The sequence below is a fragment of the Mycobacterium sp. Dal123C01 genome (assembly GCF_052566995.1).
On sequence record NZ_CP199580.1, the window covers coordinates 530,674 to 547,696 of the forward strand.

Below are 17,023 nucleotides of genomic sequence, written 5' to 3' on the forward strand. Positions count from 1 at the left end.
CCCAGTACGTCCTCAGTATGTGTAGAAGCCCCGACCCGACTTCTTGCCCAGGATGCCCGCCTCGACCATCCGCAGCAGCAGCGGCGGCGGACCGTAATGCGGTTCTTTGAATTCCTCGAACATCTTGTCCGCGATCAGTTTGAGTGTGTCCAAGCCAACAAGATCCGAAAGGCGCAGCGGGCCCATCGGGTGGGACAGGCCGGCGACGACCGCTTTGTCGACGTCTTCGACCGTCGCAAATCCCGCCTCCACCATCCGGATGGCCGACAGCAAATACGGCACCAAGAGCGCGTTCACCACGAATCCGGACCGATCCGAACAGCGCACCACCTGTTTGCCCAGCACCGCACTGGCAAACTCTTCGGTACGAGCGGCGGCGGCTTCATCGGTGACCAAGGTGCTGACCAGTTCGACCAGCGGAAGGACCGGCACCGGGTTGAAGAAGTGCAGGCCCAGCACGCGCTGGGGACTCTTGGTGGCCGCCGCGATCTTCATGATCGGAATGCTCGAGGTGTTCGACGCCAGCACCGCGTCGGGATCGGTGATCACCTGGTCGAGTTTCGCGAACACCTCGGCCTTGACGGCCTCGTCCTCGATGATCGCCTCGATCACCAGCTGGCGGTCGGCGAGGTCCTTGAGGTCGGTGGTGAAGGTGAGCTGGCTCAGCGCGCGGTCACGCTCACGCTCGGTGACCTTGCCCGCGCTGACGCCGCGCTCCAGCGACTTCACGATGCGGTTTCGTCCCGCCGTGATCAGTGCCTCGGTGGTCTCGTACACCGTGACCGCGACGCCGGCGCGGACCGAGACTTCGGCGATTCCGGCCCCCATCTGCCCGGCCCCGACAACCCCAACCCGCTGAATCCCTGTGTCGCTCACTGCGTTTCTCTCCGGTCGTATTGTCTTACACCGCAATAGGCCCCGCCCAGGATCGCCGGGCGGGGCCTATGCTACTTCAGCCGCGAGTTGGCGCAGCTGGGCTCAGTGACTTGAGCAGTCGGTTTCACTTCGTCCTCAGTGAAACTGACCTTCCTCGGTCGAGCCGACCAGGGCGGTGGTGGACGACGTCGGGTCCACCGTGGTGGCGATGCGGTCGAAGTAACCGGCACCGACCTCACGCTGGTGCTTGGTCGCGGTGTAACCGCGCTCCTCGGCGTCGAATTCGCGCTCCTGCAGCTCGACGTAGGCGGTCATCTGGTTGCGGGCGTAGCCGTAGGCCAGATCGAACATCGAGTAGTTCAGCGCGTGGAAGCCGGCCAGCGTGATGAACTGGAACTTGAAGCCCATCGCGCCCAGCTCCTTCTGGAACTTGGCGATGGTGGCGTCGTCCAGGTGCTTGCGCCAGTTGAACGACGGCGAGCAGTTGTAGGCCAGCATCTGGTCCGGGAACTCGGACTTGACGCCCTCGGCGAACTTGGCGGCCAGCTCGAGATCCGGTGTGCCGGTCTCCATCCAGATCAGGTCGGAGTACGGCGCGTAGGCCTTGGCCCGCGCGATGCACGGCTCGAGGCCGTTGCGGACCCGGTAGAACCCTTCCTTGGTCCGCTCACCGGTGATGAACGGCTGGTCGCGCTCATCGACGTCGCTGGTGATCAGGGTGGCCGCCTCCGCGTCGGTGCGGGCGATCACGACGGTCGGGACGTCGGCGACGTCGGCCGCCAGGCGGGCCGAGGTCAGCGTGCGGATGTGCTGCTGGGTCGGGATCAGCACCTTGCCACCCAGGTGGCCGCACTTCTTCTCCGAGGCGAGTTGATCTTCCCAGTGCGACCCCGCGACGCCTGCGGCGATCATCGCCTTCTGTAGCTCATAAACGTTGAGCGCACCACCGAAGCCGGCCTCGCCGTCGGCGACGATCGGTGCCAGCCAGTTCTCCACCGACCGGTCACCCTCGACCTTGGCGATCTGGTCGGCGCGCAGCAGCGCGTTGTTGATCCGGCGGACGACCTGCGGCACCGAGTTGGCCGGGTACAGGCTCTGGTCGGGGTAGGTGTGGCCCGAGAGGTTCGCGTCACCGGCGACCTGCCACCCCGAGAGGTAGATGGCCTTCAGGCCGGCACGCACCTGCTGGACGGCCATGTTGCCGGTCAGCGCGCCCAGCGCGTTGACGAACTCCAGGTCGTGCAGCTCTTCCCACAGCACCTCCGCGCCACGGCGGGCGAGGGTGTTCTCTTCGACGACGCTGCCCTGCAGGGCGACGACGTCTTCGGCGGAGTAGGTACGGGTGATGTTCTTCCAGCGCGGGTTGGTGTCCCAGTCGTGCTGGATCTGCTCGGGGCTCTTCGGGGTGCCAACGACAGACATTGGTCTTACTCCTTAACTCAAACGGTGAACGGTTAACGCCATACCGCTATCGGAGCGGTAGCCGGAGGCTGAACTTCACTGGCGTGCTAACACGACCTTGGCACAGCGTGTTGATGCTGGTCCACCCATTTCAATTGCCAATTTCGGCAACGACGCAACGCGGTTTTGCAAAGTTTGCGAAGGCGCGTCGGAACTTAACCGTTTCAGAAGCTACCGGCCGGTAACTAAAATTTGCAGGTCAGCCGGGGATTTAACGGGACGCTTGTCCGGTTAGATCGCGAAGAGCGCGGCGACGGCTTTTGTCTCTTCGCCGACCGCATATGTGAGCGTTGTAACAGGGCGATCCGTCAGCCCGGGACCGAATTTCTCGGTCGATCCGGCCGGGTGAACGTGCGAGATGATCTCCAGCTTGTCGCCCAGCCCCACCGGCGCCTCGTGCTCGATGGTGATGCGCAGCGGTGCGGCCATCAGTTCCAGGTGCGACGCGAGGTAGTCCTCGATCACACTCCAATACACGGAGTTGTTCATGTGGTCGAACAAGTCGATGTCGGTAATCCGCAGCGGGAACTCGTGAATCTCCGACGCATCGTCGCGGCTGCCGGGCTTCAAGTAGCCCTTCCACCGCAGCCGATCAACGGACGTGGTCCTGTGCAGGCCTTCGAGGAAGTCGTCGGAGATGCGCGAGGGCATCTGGGTGTCCCGGTTGATGTTGATCCAGAACGCCTCGGATTCGATCAGGCCGCCCTTGCGTCCGTCGACGCGAACCCGCATCTCACACCACCGATTCGAGGTTCCCGAACACCAGCGCCGACATCGCAGCATGTCCTGGAATTCGATCGGACGCAGCAAGTCAAGCATCGTTCGCCGGACGATCCACAGCGGATGGGTCTCTTCGAAGCCCAGCTCGCGGAGCTGGTCCGAGCCGATGTCCTGGATGTGCCGGCAGGCCGCGTCCAACCGCAGCCGCCCGGTGCGATCGATGTCGCCGACACGCAGCGGCCATTCACGATCGAATACGTCGGGGTGGCCGTCGGGCACCGGCATCATTATTTTGTCCAGGCTCACGACTTCGCTCCCCATTTGACCTACGTCTGTTACCCCGAGGTTTACCTCGAAGCCCCGATGCGAATCATGCCAACGACGACGAAAAACACCAAACCTGACGAAGGCGGCTTAGGGTGCCAAGTCTGCTAACCCTTTCTTCGCAGTGCAGGTAGGCTGAGTTGAGTGTCCAAAACGTTCGTCGGCTCACGTGTTCGCCAACTGCGTAACGAGCGCGGATTTTCTCAGGCCGCGCTGGCTCAAATGCTCGAGATCTCGCCGAGCTATCTCAACCAGATCGAGCACGATGTCCGCCCGCTGACCGTGGCCGTACTGCTGCGGATCAGCGAAGTGTTCGGAGTGGACGCGACCTTCTTCGCCTCCCACGACGACACCCGCCTGGTCGCCGAGCTGCGCGAGGTGACCATGGATCGCGATCTGGACATCAACGTCGATCCGCCCGAAATCGCCGAAATGGTCAACACCCATCCCGCCCTGGCCCGCGCGGTGGTCAACCTGCACCGGCGCTACCGGCTCACCACGGCGCAGCTGGCCGCGGCCACCGAGGAGCGCTACTCCGACGGCAGCGGCACCGGATCGATCACGATGCCGCACGAAGAGGTGCGCGACTACTTCTACCAGCGGCAGAACTACCTGCACGAGCTGGACACCGCCGCCGAAGACCTCACGATCCACACCCGGCTGCACCACGGCGACCTGGCCCGCGAGTTGACCCGCAGGCTCACCGAGGTGCACGGCGTCCACATCAACAGGCGGATCGACCTCGGTGACACGGTGCTGCACCGCTACGACCCCGGGACCAAGACGCTCGAGATCAGCAATCACCTCTCGTTGGGCCAGCAGGTCTTCAAGATGGCCGCCGAACTGGCCTACCTCGAGTTCGGCGACCTGATCGACAGCATGGTCGCCGACGGCAAATTCACCAGCGACGAGTCACACACGCTGGCCCGACTGGGTCTGGCGAATTACTTCGCCGCTGCCGCGGTGCTGCCCTACCGCCAATTCCACGACGTCACCGAGAATTTCCGCTACGACGTCGAACGGCTGTCGGCCTTCTACTCGGTGAGCTATGAAACCATCGCGCACCGGCTGTCGACGATGCAACGGCCGTCGATGCGGGGGGTGCCGTTCTCGTTCGTCCGGGTGGATCGCGCCGGCAACATGTCAAAACGTCAGTCCGCCACCGGCTTTCATTTCTCCTCCAGCGGCGGGACCTGCCCGTTGTGGAACGTCTACGAGACGTTTGCCAACCCGGGCCAGATCCTCGTGCAGATCGCCCAGATGCCCGACGGCCGCAACTACATGTGGGTGGCGCGCACCGTCGAACGTCGCGCTGCCCGGTATGGTCAGCCAGGTAAAACCTTCGCGATCGGGCTGGGCTGCGAACTGCGGCACGCGCACCGGCTCGTCTACTCGGAAGGACTCGACTTGTCGGGAGACGTCGCCACACCCATCGGCGCGGGTTGCCGTGTCTGCGAACGTGATAACTGTCCACAGCGGGCTTTCCCGGCTTTGGGACGCGCACTCGATCTCGACGAGCACCGCAGCACGGTGTCGCCGTACTTGGTGAAGCAGCCATGAGCGATATCGAAGCCGGCCACGTCGGCCGCGTACCGTCCTCCACCAAACTGCGCCGGCTGGGTCCGATCAACTGGGTGCTCGCGAAGGCGGCCGCCCGCACGGTGTCGGCCCCGGAGATGCATCTGTTCACCACGCTCGGTCAGCGCCAAGGGCTTTTTTGGGCGTGGTCCCTCTATGGCGGCCGGCTGCTGCGCGGCCGGCTGCCGCGGGTGGACACCGAATTGGTGATCCTGCGCGTCGCGCATTTGCGCTCGAGCGAATACGAGCTGCAGCACCATCGGCGGATGGCACGCCAATACGGTCTGGATGCTCACCTGCAGGCGACGATATTCGCCTGGCCCGATGTCCCGGACGGCGACGGGCCCCGCGTGATACTGAGCGCCCGGCAGCAGGCGCTGCTGAACGCGACGGATGAGCTGATCAAGAACCGGTCGATCAGCGAAGGCACCTGGCAGCAACTGGCGACGCACCTCGACCGGCGCCGGCTCATCGAATTCTGCTTGCTTGCAACGCAATACGACGGGCTGGCCGCGACGATAACCGCCCTGAACATCCCGTTGGACAACCCGAGGTAACGCCTCAGGCGTAGACGTCGGCCAGCACGGCCAGCGTCAGGACCACCGGCAGTATCGGCAAGTCGAACGCAAACGCCGCCCACAGATACTTCCGGCGCCGGCGTAGCAGCCAGCCCCAAATGGCGGCCCCGACTCCCAGCAGCACCGACAGCAGCAACACCAGCGGACCCCACCGGCCCACCGTCGCGTTGTCGCCGGCGATCGAGATGGCGATCAGCCACAGCACATAACCGGTGGCGGCACCGCCGACCGCTCCAATAATGGTCTCGCTGCGAATCATTCGCAGCTCAGAAGTTGATCATGTGGCCGGTCAGACCGTGGAAGCACTCCTGCAGCGCTTCGGACATGGTCGGATGGGTGTGCACGTTGCGGGCCAGTTCGTTGGCGGTCAGGTCCCATTTCTGCGCCAAGGTGAGCTCGGGCAGCAGCTCGGACACGTCGTGGCCGACCAGGTGTCCGCCCAGCAGCTCGCCGTACTTGGCGTCGGCCACCAGCTTGACGAAACCGCTGGGGTCGCCCACACCATGGGCTTTGGCGTTGGCGGTGAACGGGAATTTGGCCACCACCACGTCGTAGCCTTCGTCCCGGGCTTGCTCCTCGGTCAGCCCGAAGCTGGCGACGTTCGGCTGGCAGAACGTCGCGCGCGGCAGCATCCGGTAATCGCCGAGCGCCAAAGTCTCTGCGCCGGCGATGGTTTCGGCTGCCACCACACCTTGCGCCTCGGCGACGTGGGCCAGCTGCAGCTTGCCGGTGACGTCGCCGATCGCGTAGATGTGGTCGACGTTGGTGCGCATGTAGTCGGTGATCCCGATGGCCTTGCGGTCGGTCAGCGCGACCCCGGCCTTGTCCAATCCGAAGCCCTCGACGTTGGGCGCAAAACCGATGGCCTGCAACACCTTTTCGGCTTGGAGTTCCTCGGTCTTACCGTCCTTGCTGATCGCCACCCGGACCACCGACCCATCGTCGGTAATGGAGTCGACCTTGGTGCCGGTCAGGATCTTGACGCCCAGTTTCTTGAACTGCTTCTCGACCTCCTTGGACACCTCGGCGTCCTCGTTGGGCAACGCGCGCGGCAGGAACTCGACGACGGTCACGTCGACGCCGTAGTTCTTCAGCACATAGCCGAACTCCATGCCGATCGCCCCGCATCCGGCGATGATGATCGACTCCGGTAACTCGCGGGACAGGATCAGTTCCTCGTAGGTGACCACGTTTTCGGACAGCGACGTACCGGGAACCAGGCGGGTGCTGCTGCCGGTGGCGATGATGACGTTGTCGAACGTGACCGTCTCGGTGCCACCGTCATTGAGATCGACCGACAGCGTGTGGGCGTCGGCGAATCGGCCGTAGCCATGGATTTCGGTGATCTTGTTCTTCTTCATCAGGAAGTGCACGCCGGCAACACGGCCCTCGGCCACCTTGCGGCTGCGATCGAAGGCGACCCCGTAGTCGAAAGACACCTCGCCGCTGATGCCGAACGTCTTGGCCTCTTTGGTGAAGATATGCGCGAGTTCGGCGTTGCGCAGCAGGGCCTTGGATGGGATGCAGCCGACGTTGAGGCAGATTCCGCCCCAGTATTTCGGTTCGACGACCGCGGTGTTCAGGCCGAGCTGCGCGGCGCGAATGGCCGCGACATATCCGCCGGGACCGGCCCCGAGGACGACGACGTCATAGTGAGAAGTCACGAGCCCACCCTAATAGGTCAATATGGGATGACGGCGACCAGACAATGACCCGTGCGGGCGCAGTAGTAATAGCCGTACAGGGGTGCCGCGGCGACGACGGAGCCAAACGGTCCCGACATCACCGCGATGGACAGCGCCGCGATCACCGGCCTGCCCTGGACCATCGCCAGCATCACCCCGCCGACGGTGCACGCGACCACGTAGACCAGGGCCATGAACACCGCGGGGGTCTTGTCGATCGTGTGGTACCACCAATAGAACAGACTCAGGCCGACCTCGGCCGTCCCGGCCCACACGCCGAGGAGCACCAGGACCAACTTCCACCACTTCAGGTATTGGTAGCGGCCGGGCACGGTGACCGACTGCACCGATGCGCCGAGCGGCTCGATCCCCGCATCCCGGTCGGAAGCGGCAGCGGGCGTCTCGGTCGCAACCTCGTCCTCGGACGTGCCCGGCTTCTCCGCGGCGGCTATCGGCTGCGAGCCGGTGTCGCCGAAGTCCGGGACGAACCCCTGCGTGCCGGTGTCCTCCTCGAAGTCCGGCACAAAACCTTGCGTGCCGGTGTCTTCGAAGTCCGGCACAAACGGCTCGGTCCCCGGATTCGACGCGCGGTCTTTGTCAGCCACCGGAGGTCACCTGGACAGCGACGAGCACCCCGAACCAGCCGGGAGCGATGGATAGCGTGAACGCGCCCAGCATCGTGACCCAACGACGACCGGAAAACAGCATCGTCACCAGCCCGACCAGACTGGGCAGCCCCACCACCAGCGCGATGACGACGTCCGGGCGAACCGGCGTATGGACCACCACCGTCAACGCCACCCCCGCCAGCAGCCCGACCGCGGCGCCGATCAGCATCGCGCTGGCCAGCAGCCAGGGTCGGGGTAGGGGGATCACCCCACCGACATTACTGCGGCTACCGGCCACCGGGCGGGCACGTTCCCGGCGCGGCCTCGTCGACCACCAGCCCACGAATCGACGGGCGCTCGCCCCCCTCGTACGCGGCACCGGTGATCACCGGTACGGCTTCTAGCTGGGCTTTCTCCTCGTCGGTGAAGACGCGGCCGCGACTGAGAAACCGCACGCCTTCGGGTGCTTCCAGGCTGAATCCGCCGCCGCGGCCGGGTACCACGTCGATCACCAGCTGGGTGTGTTTCCAGACCAGGTACTGCGGACCCGAGATCCACACCGCCACACCCTCGGCTCCCACGTCGAGAACTCCGAGCAGGACGTCGCGGTCACCAACGAGAAAGTCGCCGTTCGGATAACACATCGGCGATGACCCGTCGCAGCAGCCGCCGGACTGGTGGAACATCACCGGGCCGTGACGGTCCTGCAGTCGTGCCAGCAATTGAGCGGCGGCGGCGGTGATGACCGCACCCGCCGGAGCGCTCATCAGAAGAAGCCCTGCGCCTTATCGGCGTAGGACACCAGCAGGTTCTTCGTCTGCTGGTAGTGGTCGAGTGCCATCTTGTGGGTTTCGCGGCCGAACCCGGATTGCTTGTAACCGCCGAACGCCGCGTGCGGCGGGTACACGTGGTAGCAGTTCACCCACACCCGGCCGGCCTTGATCTCGCGGCCGGCCCGGTAGGCGGCGTTGCCGTCGCGGCTCCACACCCCGGCGCCCAGCCCGTAGAGGGTGTCGTTGGCGATGCCCATCGCGTCGTCGAAGTCGGTGAACGACGTCACCGTCACCACCGGCCCGAAGATCTCTTCCTGGAAGACGCGCATCTTGTTGTGGCCGGCAAAGATGGTCGGCTGCATGTAGTAGCCGCCGGACAGGTCACCGCCCAGCTCAGCGCGCTCGCCACCGGTGATGAGCTTGGCGCCCTCCCCTTTGCCAATCTCGATGTAGGACAAGATCTTTTCCAGCTGGTCATTGGAGGCCTGCGAACCCAACATCGTCTCGGTGTCCAGCGGGTCGCCTTGCCGGACCGCCTTGGTCCGGATCGCGGCCAGCTCCAGGAACTCGTCGTGGATGTCGGACTGGATCAGGCTGCGCGACGGGCAGGTGCACACCTCGCCCTGATTGAGCGCGAACATCGTGAAGCCCTCGAGGGCCTTGTCCTGGAAGTTGTCGTTGGCGGCCATCACGTCGGAGAAGAAGATGTTGGGGCTCTTGCCGCCGAGCTCGAGCGTCACCGGGATCAGGTTCTGCGACGCGTACTGCATGATCAGCCGCCCGGTCGTGGTCTCGCCGGTGAACGAGACCTTGTTGATCCGGTCGCTGGACGCCAGCGGCTTGCCGGCCTCGACGCCGAATCCGCTGACGATGTTGAGCACACCCGGCGGGATCACGTCGCCGATCAGCGACATCAGGTAGAGGATCGACGCCGGTGTCTGCTCGGCCGGCTTGAGCACCACCGTGTTGCCAGCGGCCAGGGCGGGCGCCAGCTTCCACGCACCCATCAGGATCGGGAAGTTCCACGGAATGATCTGCCCGACCACCCCGAGCGGCTCCTGGAAGTGGTACGCGACGGTGTCCTCGTCGATCTGCGACAGCGAGCCCTCCTGGGCGCGGATCGCCGCGGCGAAATACCGGAAATGATCGGCGGCCAGCGGGATGTCGGAGGCCAGCGCCTCGCGGATCGGCTTGCCGTTGTCCCAGACCTCGGCCACCGCCAACGCGTCCTTGTTTTCCTCAATGCGATCGGCGATCTTGTTCAGCACGGTCGCCCGCTCGGCCGGGGAGGCCTTGCCCCACGCCGGGGCGGCCGCGTGCGCGGCGTCCAGCGCCTTGTTGACGTCGGCCTCGTCGGATCGCGCCACTTCGCAAAACACCTCGCCCGTCACCGGCGTCCGGTTCTCGAAGTACAGCCCCTTGGCCGGGGCGACCCACTGGCCTCCGATGAAGTTCTCATAGCGCGACCGGTACGACATCAGTGCCCCGGCAGAGCCTGGACGTGCGTAAACAGTCATCTGCTCGGCTCCTCGCTCGGACCTTCAACCATGGTTGTAATACAGCTCACATTACCGCTGGGGCCACAATGGCTTCCATGACAGCAGAAGCTGCCGAACCCGACAACCGATACCAGCCACCCGATGACCCGCACCGGTGGCTCGAAGACGTGACGGCCGAAACGGCGCTGGATTGGGTGCGCGCACGCAACGAACCGACCATGGCGGAATTCCGCGATGCGGACTTCGAGCAGATGCGCGCCGAGGCGCTGGAGGTCCTCGACACCGATGCCCGGATCCCCTATGTGCGCCGCCGTGGCGAGTACCTGTACAACTTCTGGCGCGACGCCGCCAACCCGCGCGGGCTGTGGCGGCGCACCACGCTGGACAGCTACCGCGGCGACTCCCCCGAGTGGGATGTGCTGATCGATGTGGACGAACTGGGCCGCGCCGACGACGAGAAATGGGTGTGGGCGGGCGCCACGGTCATCGAACCGGAGTTGACCCGCGCCCTGGTCAATCTGTCCCGCGGCGGCTCGGACGCGGTGATCGTGCGTGAATTCGACATGCTGACGCGGGAATTCATCCCCGACGGGTTCGCGCTGCCGGAAGCCAAGTCGCAAATCGGCTGGGCCGATCCGGATACGGTGCTGGTGGGTACCGACTTCGGCGCCGACTCGCTCACCGAATCCGGATATCCGCGGATCGTCAAGCGATGGCGTCGCGGCACACCGTTGACCGATGCCGAGACGATCTTCGAGGGGACGCGCACCGACGTCAGCGCGTCGGCGAATGCCGATCGGACGCCGGGCTTCGAACGCAGCTTCGCGGGCCGTTCCCTGGACTTCTGGAACTCCGAGATCTACGAAGTGCGCGGGTCAGAACTCATCCGCATCGACGTGCCCACCGACGCGGGCGTATCGATTCACCGCGAATGGCTGCTGATCGAGCTGCGCACCGATTGGACCTTTCGCACCCTCACTTACCGCGCCGGCTCGCTGCTGGCCGCCGATTATGACGAATTCCTTGCCGGGACAGCAGATTTGCGAGTGGTCTTCGAACCTGACGAGCACACCTGCCTGCATCAGAGCGCGTGGACCCGCGACCGCCTACTGCTCGTCACACTGGCCGATGTCGCCAGCCGGGTCGAGATCGTCACGCCCGGCACCTGGCAGCGCGAGCCGATCGCCGGAATCCCGCCGGCGACCAACACGGTGATCGCCGCCGCTGACGACACCGGCGACGAATTCTTCTTGGATTCAAGCGGATTCGATTTGCCCTCGCAGCTGCTACGCGGCACCGGCGCAAGCCAACTCGAGCAGATCAAGTCGGCGCCGGCATTCTTCGATGCCGAAAACCTCGACGTGAAGCAATATTTCGTGCCATCCAAGGATGGCACCAAAATCCCGTACTTCGTAGTGCGGTCGCGATCCGTCGAAGGACCCGGCCCCACCCTGCTGGGCGGCTACGGCGGCTTCGAGTCGTCCAAGACGCCCGGGTACAGCGGGGTGCTGGGCCGGCTGTGGCTGGCCCGTGGCGGCACTTACGCGATGGCCAACATTCGCGGCGGCGGCGAGTACGGGCCGGGCTGGCACACCCAGGCGATGCGGGAGAACCGGCACAAGGTCGACGAGGATTTCGCAGCGGTGGCAGAGGATTTGGTGCGGCGCGGCATCACCACCGTGCAGCAGCTGGGTGCGCAGGGCGGCAGCAACGGCGGCCTGCTGATCGGCATCATGCTGACCAAGTACCCGGAGAAATTCGGCGCGTTGGTCTGCGACGTGCCGCTGCTGGACATGAAGCGCTACCACCTGTTGCTGGCCGGTGCGTCGTGGGTCGCCGAGTACGGTGACCCCGACAACCCCGACGACTGGGAGTTCATCTCCAAATACTCTCCATACCAGAATGTTTCGGCGACGCGGCACTACCCGCAGGTGCTGTTTACCACGTCCACACGCGACGACCGGGTGCACCCCGGCCACGCCCGCAAGATGGTCGCGGCGTTGCAGGCCGCGGGTCATTCGGTGTGGTACTACGAGAACATCGAAGGCGGGCACGCCGGCGCGGCCGACAACGAACAGGCCGCGTTCAAGTCGGCCCTGAGTTATTCGTTCCTATGGCGGACATTGGGAGGCCACGCGTGAAGATCCTCGACATGATCGAACTCGGCTTAGTCATTGCCGGTCTGGTCCTGATCATTGCCGGTTGGGCGCAGGCACGTTTTCGCTTCATCGCTGAGCGCCGCAAGGCCCGGTACTTCTATTGGGGAACCTCGGCTCTGGGCATCGTCCTTTTTGGCTTCGGGACAGGGCAACTCTGGCCGAACGCCGTGATGACAACATTGATCTTCACCACACTCATCGTGGGATCGGCCTACTTCACCACGCCTTATCTGAAGATCGGCGACCAAATCTACGCATCGACTCCGGAAAATCGAGAGCCCGACCCCCCCGTCGAGGAACGCTAGCCCAGACTTGAGCTATGCCCGACTTCGAGACTCTGCTCTACAAGACCGCCGGTCCGGTTGCCACCATTACGCTGAACCGCCCCGAGCGCCTCAACACGATCGTCCCGCCGATGCCCGACGAGATCGAGGCCGCGATCGGCCTGGCCGAGCGGGACCCGGGGATCAAAGTCATCGTGCTGCGCGGCGCCGGACGCGCCTTCTCCGGCGGCTTCGACTTCAGTGGCGGCTTCGAGCACTGGAGCGAAGGCATCATGACCGACGGCAAGTGGGATCCGGGTAAGGACTTCGCGTGGGCCAGCGCCCGCGAGACCGGGCCGACCCAGAAGTTCATGGCCATCTGGCGGGCGTCCAAACCGGTGATCGCGCAGGTGCACGGCTGGTGCGTCGGCGGGGCCAGCGACTATGCGCTCTGCGCCGACATCGTGATCGCCAGCGAAGACGCCGTGATCGGCACCCCGTACAGCCGGATGTGGGGGGTCTACCTGACCGGCATGTGGCTGTACCGGCTGAGCCTGGCCAAGGCCAAGTGGCACTCGCTGACCGGCCGGCCGCTGACCGGCGTGCAGGCCGCCGAGATCGAGCTGATCAATGAGGCCGTGCCGTTCGAACGCCTCGAGGCGCGGGTCGCCGAGATCGCCGCCGAGCTGGCACAGATTCCGCTGTCACAGCTGCGGGCACAGAAGCTGATCGTCAACCAGGCCTACGAGAACATGGGCCTGACCTCCACCCAGACGCTGGGCGGCATTCTCGACGGCCTGATGCGCAATACCCCCGACGCGCTGGACTTCATCAACACCGCCGAAACCCAGGGTGTACGGGCAGCAGTGGAGCGCCGCGACGGCCCGTTCGGCGACTACAGCCAGGCCCCACCGGAACTGCGGCCCGACCCCTCGCACGTCATCGGCGCTGATGGCGATAGCTAATAAGACGGACTAGAAGTCTGCCAAGACTCGCCCGCGGGGCGGCCGAAGTGCTACCGTAACAACTATGTCTCGGCTGACTTCTTGCCTGCGTGCAGGCGCCGTCTTTCTCACCCTGGGTATCGCCGCTGCGATCGTCCCGACGACCGCGGCAGCGGATTCCACGGAGGACTTCCCGATCCCCCGCCGGATGATCAACACCACCTGCGACGCCGAGCAGATACTGGCGGCCACCAGGGACACCAGCCCGGTGTACTACCAGCGGTACATGATCGACTTCAACAACCACCCGAACGTCTCGCAGGCGGCGATCGACAAGGCGCACTGGTTCTACTCGTTGTCGCCGCAGGACCGCCGGAATTACTCCGAGAACTTCTACGCCCCGGTCTCTGACCCGCTGTGGGTGGCGTGGCCCAACCACATGAAGATCTTCTTCAACAACAAGGGCGTCGTCGCCAAGGCGACCGACGTCTGCAGCACGTACCCGCCCGGCGACATGTCCGTCTGGAACTGGGCCTAACGGTCTCATTCACGCCAATTAACCCCGGGCCTGGCCCGGGGTTAATTTGTATTCGGGGACAACCGAATCGTGACGGGTGGCCGTCAGTAGTGCGGTGAGCTCGCCTGGAAGCGATCGGTGTGGGCCGCCTCGCCGTTGGGCGACTGGCCATTGCTCGGCGTTAACAGGGGTTCATCGAGCAGGGTGCGAACCGCCGGACGCGACCCGTACGGCTGCAGCATCCGACTGGCCGGGCGGGGCCGCACGTGGGTCGGCCACCAGAACCAGCGGCCCATCAAGGCGGCGACCGACGGCATCATGAACGAACGCACGATCAACGTGTCGAACAACAGACCCAGCGCGATGGTGGTTCCCACCTGCCCCATGACCCGCAGCGGGCTGATCGCAAACGTCGACATGGTGGCGGCGAACACCAAACCGGCAGACGTCACCACCGCGCCGGTGCCGGCCATCGACCGGATGATCCCGGTCTTGATGCCGGCATGGATCTCCTCTTTGAACCGGGAAACCAGCAGCAGGTTGTAGTCGGATCCCACCGCCAACAGCAGGATGACCGACATCGCCAGCACCATCCAGTGCAGCTTTATGCCCAGGATGTCCTGCCAGACCAGCACCGAGAGGCCGAATGAGGCCCCCAACGAGATCAGCACCGTCCCCACGATGGTGATCGCGGCAACCAGGCTGCGGGTGATGATCAACATGATGATCAGGATGAGGCTGGCCGCCGATATCCCAGCGATCATCAGGTCCCACTTGGATCCGTCACGCATGTCCTTGTAGACCGCGGCCGTGCCGCCCAGCCAGATCTTGGAACCCTCCAGCGGGGTGCCCTTGATGGCTTCCTTCGCCGCCAACTTGATCGGGTCGACGTGCGAAATCCCTTCGGGCGTCGCCGGGGGGACGTCATGGGAGATGATGAACCGGGCGGCGTGGCCGTCGGCCGACAGGAACATCTTCAAGCCGCGCTTGAAATCGGGGTTGTCGAAGACCTCCGGCGGAATGTAGAACGAGTCGTCGTTCTTGGCCGCGTCGAATGCCTGACCCATGGCGGTCGAGTTCTGGCTCATGACGTCCATCTGGTCATACATGGAGTTCATCGAGCTGTGCATGGTCAGCATCATCTGCTTCATCGTCGACATGGTCGCGATCATCGGCGGCATCTGCGCGAGCATCTGCGGCAACAAGGCGTCCAGGTTGGCGATGTCGTCCGTGAGATAGGTGAACTTTTCGACGATCTGATCCAAACCATCGAGGCTTTCGAAAATGGACCGCAGCGACCAGCAGATCGGGATGTCGAAGCAGTGCTTCTCCCAGTAGAAGTAGCTGCGAATCGGCCGCCAGAAGTCAATGAAATCCTCGATGTGATCCCGCAATGTGGCTGTCACGTCCAGCATTTCGTGCGTGAGGCCGTCCATGTGGTGTGTGACGGCGGCCATCTTCGCCGTGATGTCGTACATGCGCTGCATCGTGTCGATGGACATCTGCATCGCGTCGGCCTGCTTGAGCATGTCGGCCATACGCTTCTTCATGTACTCCTGGTTTTCGACCTGCGTAATGCTGTTCATGCTGATCTGGAACGGGATCGAGGTGTGCTCGATCGGCGCACCCAGTGGCCTCGTTATCGTCTGGACGCGGGCGACGCCGGGGATGTGGAAGACGCCCCTGGCGATCCTGTCCAGCACCAACATGTTTGCCGGATTCCGCATATCGTGATCGGTCTCGATCATCAGCAGTTCCGGATTCATCCGGGCGTTGGAGAAATGCCGCTCCGCGGCCTCATATCCGACGATCGCCTTCGTGCTCTGAGGCAGATAATCGCGGTTGTCGTAATCCGTCTTATACCCGGGCAGCGCGAGCAGACCGATGAGTGCGATGCCGATCGATACGGCCAGGATCGGCCCGGGCCACCGGACGATGGCGGTGCCCACACGCCGCCAACCTCGCGTCCGCATCTTGCGTTTGGGGTCGAACAGGTGAAAACGACTGCGACTGCCCACCGCCAAGATCGCCGGGCCCAGCGTGAGCGCCGCAAGTACGGCGACAAGTGTCCCCACCGCGCACGGGACGCCGAGGCTCTGGAAATACGGAAGGCGGGTGAAGCTGAGGCAATACATCGCTCCGGCGATGGTCAGACCGGAGCCCAGCACCACATGCGCGGTGCCATGAAACATGGTGTAGAAGGCCTGTTCTCGATCTTCGCCGAGCGACCGCGCCTCCTGATACCTGCCCAGCACGAAGATCGCGTAGTCGGTGCTTGCCGCGATCACCATCAGCACCAGCAGATTCACCGCGAAGGTCGACAAGCCAATGATGTCGTGATCGGCCAGGAACGCGACAACCTGGCGTGCCGCGAACAGTTCGAGCACCACCATCAACAGGGTGATGAACACGGTGACGATCGAGCGGTAGACCCACAGCAGCATCACGATGATCACGACGAACGTGAGCAGGGTGACCAAGATGACGCCCTTCTCACCGGCGGCCGACTGATCGGCGGTCAGGGCCGCCGCGCCCGTCACATAGACCTTGAGCCCGGGCGGCGGCGGCGTGTCGTCGACCAGTTTGCGGACCGACCTGACGGACTCATTGGCCTTGGTCTCGCCCTGGTTACCCCGGAGATACACCTGCACATAGGCGGCCTTGCCGTCCGTGCTCTGCGAGCCGGCCGCCGTCAGCGGATCCCCCCAGAAGTCCTGCACGTGCTCGACGTGTTTCGTGTCCGCCTCGAGCTTTTTGACCAGCCCGTCGTAGTAGTGATGGGCGTCGTCGCCGAGCGGCTGGCTAGCCTCCAGGACGACCATTACCGCGCTGTCGCTCTCGAATTCGTTGAACACCTTGCCGACGCGCTGCGTCGCCTGCATCGATGCCGCCTCTTTCGGGCTCATCGGCACCGTGTGTTCCTTGCCGACTTTCTCCAGGTCGGGAACGAACATGGACAGGCAGACGACCATCGCGACCCAGCCCAGCACGATCAGCGGCGCGAACTTGTACACCGACCGCGCAAAAAACGGCATATG

16 protein-coding genes are annotated in these 17,023 nt (G+C 64.3%); 6 read left to right on the top strand and 10 right to left on the bottom strand.

Annotated elements, in window-relative coordinates; all coding sequences use genetic code 11:
* Positions 1–12: 12 nt before the first annotated feature.
* From ACTXG5_RS02580 to ACTXG5_RS02590, 3 genes are all read right to left on the bottom strand, one after another.
* Positions 13–876 carry a 3-hydroxybutyryl-CoA dehydrogenase gene (locus ACTXG5_RS02580; RefSeq protein ID WP_445162206.1) on the bottom strand — a complete coding sequence of 288 codons (864 nt, stop codon included), beginning with the start codon at positions 874–876 and terminating at the stop codon, positions 13–15.
* A 135-nt stretch (positions 877–1,011) separates the two neighbouring features.
* Positions 1,012–2,298: an isocitrate lyase gene (gene aceA, locus ACTXG5_RS02585; RefSeq protein ID WP_445162207.1), complete on the bottom strand. Its 1,287-nt coding sequence runs from the start codon at positions 2,296–2,298 to the stop codon at positions 1,012–1,014.
* Between the two features lie 270 nt (positions 2,299–2,568).
* A complete protein-coding gene (locus ACTXG5_RS02590) occupies positions 2,569–3,363 on the bottom strand; it encodes an acyl-ACP thioesterase domain-containing protein (protein WP_445162208.1) in 795 nt (264 codons plus the stop codon).
* 162 nt (positions 3,364–3,525) lie between these two features.
* On the opposite strand from ACTXG5_RS02590, the gene ramB reads away from it, so the two are divergent.
* The gene (ramB, locus tag ACTXG5_RS02595; protein WP_445162209.1) at positions 3,526–4,941 is read left to right on the top strand and encodes an acetate metabolism transcriptional regulator RamB; all 1,416 of its coding nucleotides are present in this window, start codon (positions 3,526–3,528) and stop codon (positions 4,939–4,941) included.
* Positions 4,938–5,516, top strand: coding sequence for a carboxymuconolactone decarboxylase family protein (locus ACTXG5_RS02600; RefSeq protein ID WP_445162210.1), 579 nt, complete (start codon positions 4,938–4,940; stop codon positions 5,514–5,516). The genes ramB and ACTXG5_RS02600 overlap by 4 nt, the downstream gene beginning before the upstream one ends.
* A 4-nt stretch (positions 5,517–5,520) precedes the next feature.
* Here the strand turns inward: ACTXG5_RS02600 and ACTXG5_RS02605 are convergent, their stop codons facing one another.
* From ACTXG5_RS02605 to exaC, 6 genes are read right to left on the bottom strand one after another with little or no spacing between them, the layout of a single operon-like run.
* Positions 5,521–5,796 carry a hypothetical protein gene (locus tag ACTXG5_RS02605; protein WP_445162211.1) on the bottom strand — a complete coding sequence of 92 codons (276 nt, stop codon included), beginning with the start codon at positions 5,794–5,796 and terminating at the stop codon, positions 5,521–5,523.
* Positions 5,797–5,803: 7 nt separating this feature from the next.
* The gene (lpdA, locus tag ACTXG5_RS02610; RefSeq protein ID WP_445162212.1) at positions 5,804–7,201 is read right to left on the bottom strand and encodes a dihydrolipoyl dehydrogenase; all 1,398 of its coding nucleotides are present in this window, start codon (positions 7,199–7,201) and stop codon (positions 5,804–5,806) included.
* A gap of 17 nt (positions 7,202–7,218) precedes the next feature.
* Entirely contained in the window at positions 7,219–7,827 is a 609-nt protein-coding gene (locus ACTXG5_RS02615; RefSeq protein WP_445162213.1) for a hypothetical protein, read from the bottom strand.
* Positions 7,820–8,098 (bottom strand): putative holin, encoded by a 279-nt coding sequence (locus tag ACTXG5_RS02620; protein ID WP_445162214.1) that lies wholly within the window; start codon positions 8,096–8,098, stop codon positions 7,820–7,822. Before ACTXG5_RS02620 ends, ACTXG5_RS02615 begins: the two co-directional genes overlap by 8 nt.
* Positions 8,099–8,117: 19 nt before the next feature.
* Complete coding sequence (locus ACTXG5_RS02625) at positions 8,118–8,597, bottom strand: DUF779 domain-containing protein (RefSeq protein ID WP_445162215.1); 480 nt, start codon at positions 8,595–8,597, stop codon at positions 8,118–8,120.
* Positions 8,597–10,120 (bottom strand): acetaldehyde dehydrogenase ExaC, encoded by a 1,524-nt coding sequence (exaC, locus tag ACTXG5_RS02630; RefSeq protein ID WP_445162216.1) that lies wholly within the window; start codon positions 10,118–10,120, stop codon positions 8,597–8,599. The genes ACTXG5_RS02625 and exaC overlap by 1 nt, the downstream gene beginning before the upstream one ends.
* Positions 10,121–10,197: 77 nt before the next feature.
* Between exaC and ACTXG5_RS02635 the strand changes: the two genes are divergently transcribed.
* From ACTXG5_RS02635 to ACTXG5_RS02650, 4 genes are all read left to right on the top strand, one after another.
* Positions 10,198–12,243, top strand: coding sequence for a prolyl oligopeptidase family serine peptidase (locus ACTXG5_RS02635; protein WP_445162217.1), 2,046 nt, complete (start codon positions 10,198–10,200; stop codon positions 12,241–12,243).
* Positions 12,240–12,566, top strand: coding sequence for a hypothetical protein (locus ACTXG5_RS02640; RefSeq protein ID WP_445162218.1), 327 nt, complete (start codon positions 12,240–12,242; stop codon positions 12,564–12,566). The genes ACTXG5_RS02635 and ACTXG5_RS02640 overlap by 4 nt, the downstream gene beginning before the upstream one ends.
* A 14-nt stretch (positions 12,567–12,580) precedes the next feature.
* The gene (locus ACTXG5_RS02645; protein WP_445162219.1) at positions 12,581–13,489 is read left to right on the top strand and encodes a crotonase/enoyl-CoA hydratase family protein; all 909 of its coding nucleotides are present in this window, start codon (positions 12,581–12,583) and stop codon (positions 13,487–13,489) included.
* Positions 13,490–13,553: 64 nt separating this feature from the next.
* Positions 13,554–14,006: a DUF5078 domain-containing protein gene (locus ACTXG5_RS02650; RefSeq protein ID WP_445162220.1), complete on the top strand. Its 453-nt coding sequence runs from the start codon at positions 13,554–13,556 to the stop codon at positions 14,004–14,006.
* An 83-nt stretch (positions 14,007–14,089) separates the two neighbouring features.
* Here ACTXG5_RS02650 and ACTXG5_RS02655 read toward each other — a convergent pair whose 3' ends face one another.
* Positions 14,090–17,020: an MMPL/RND family transporter gene (locus tag ACTXG5_RS02655; RefSeq protein WP_445164237.1), complete on the bottom strand. Its 2,931-nt coding sequence runs from the start codon at positions 17,018–17,020 to the stop codon at positions 14,090–14,092.
* Between the last annotated feature and the right edge of the window lie 3 nt (positions 17,021–17,023).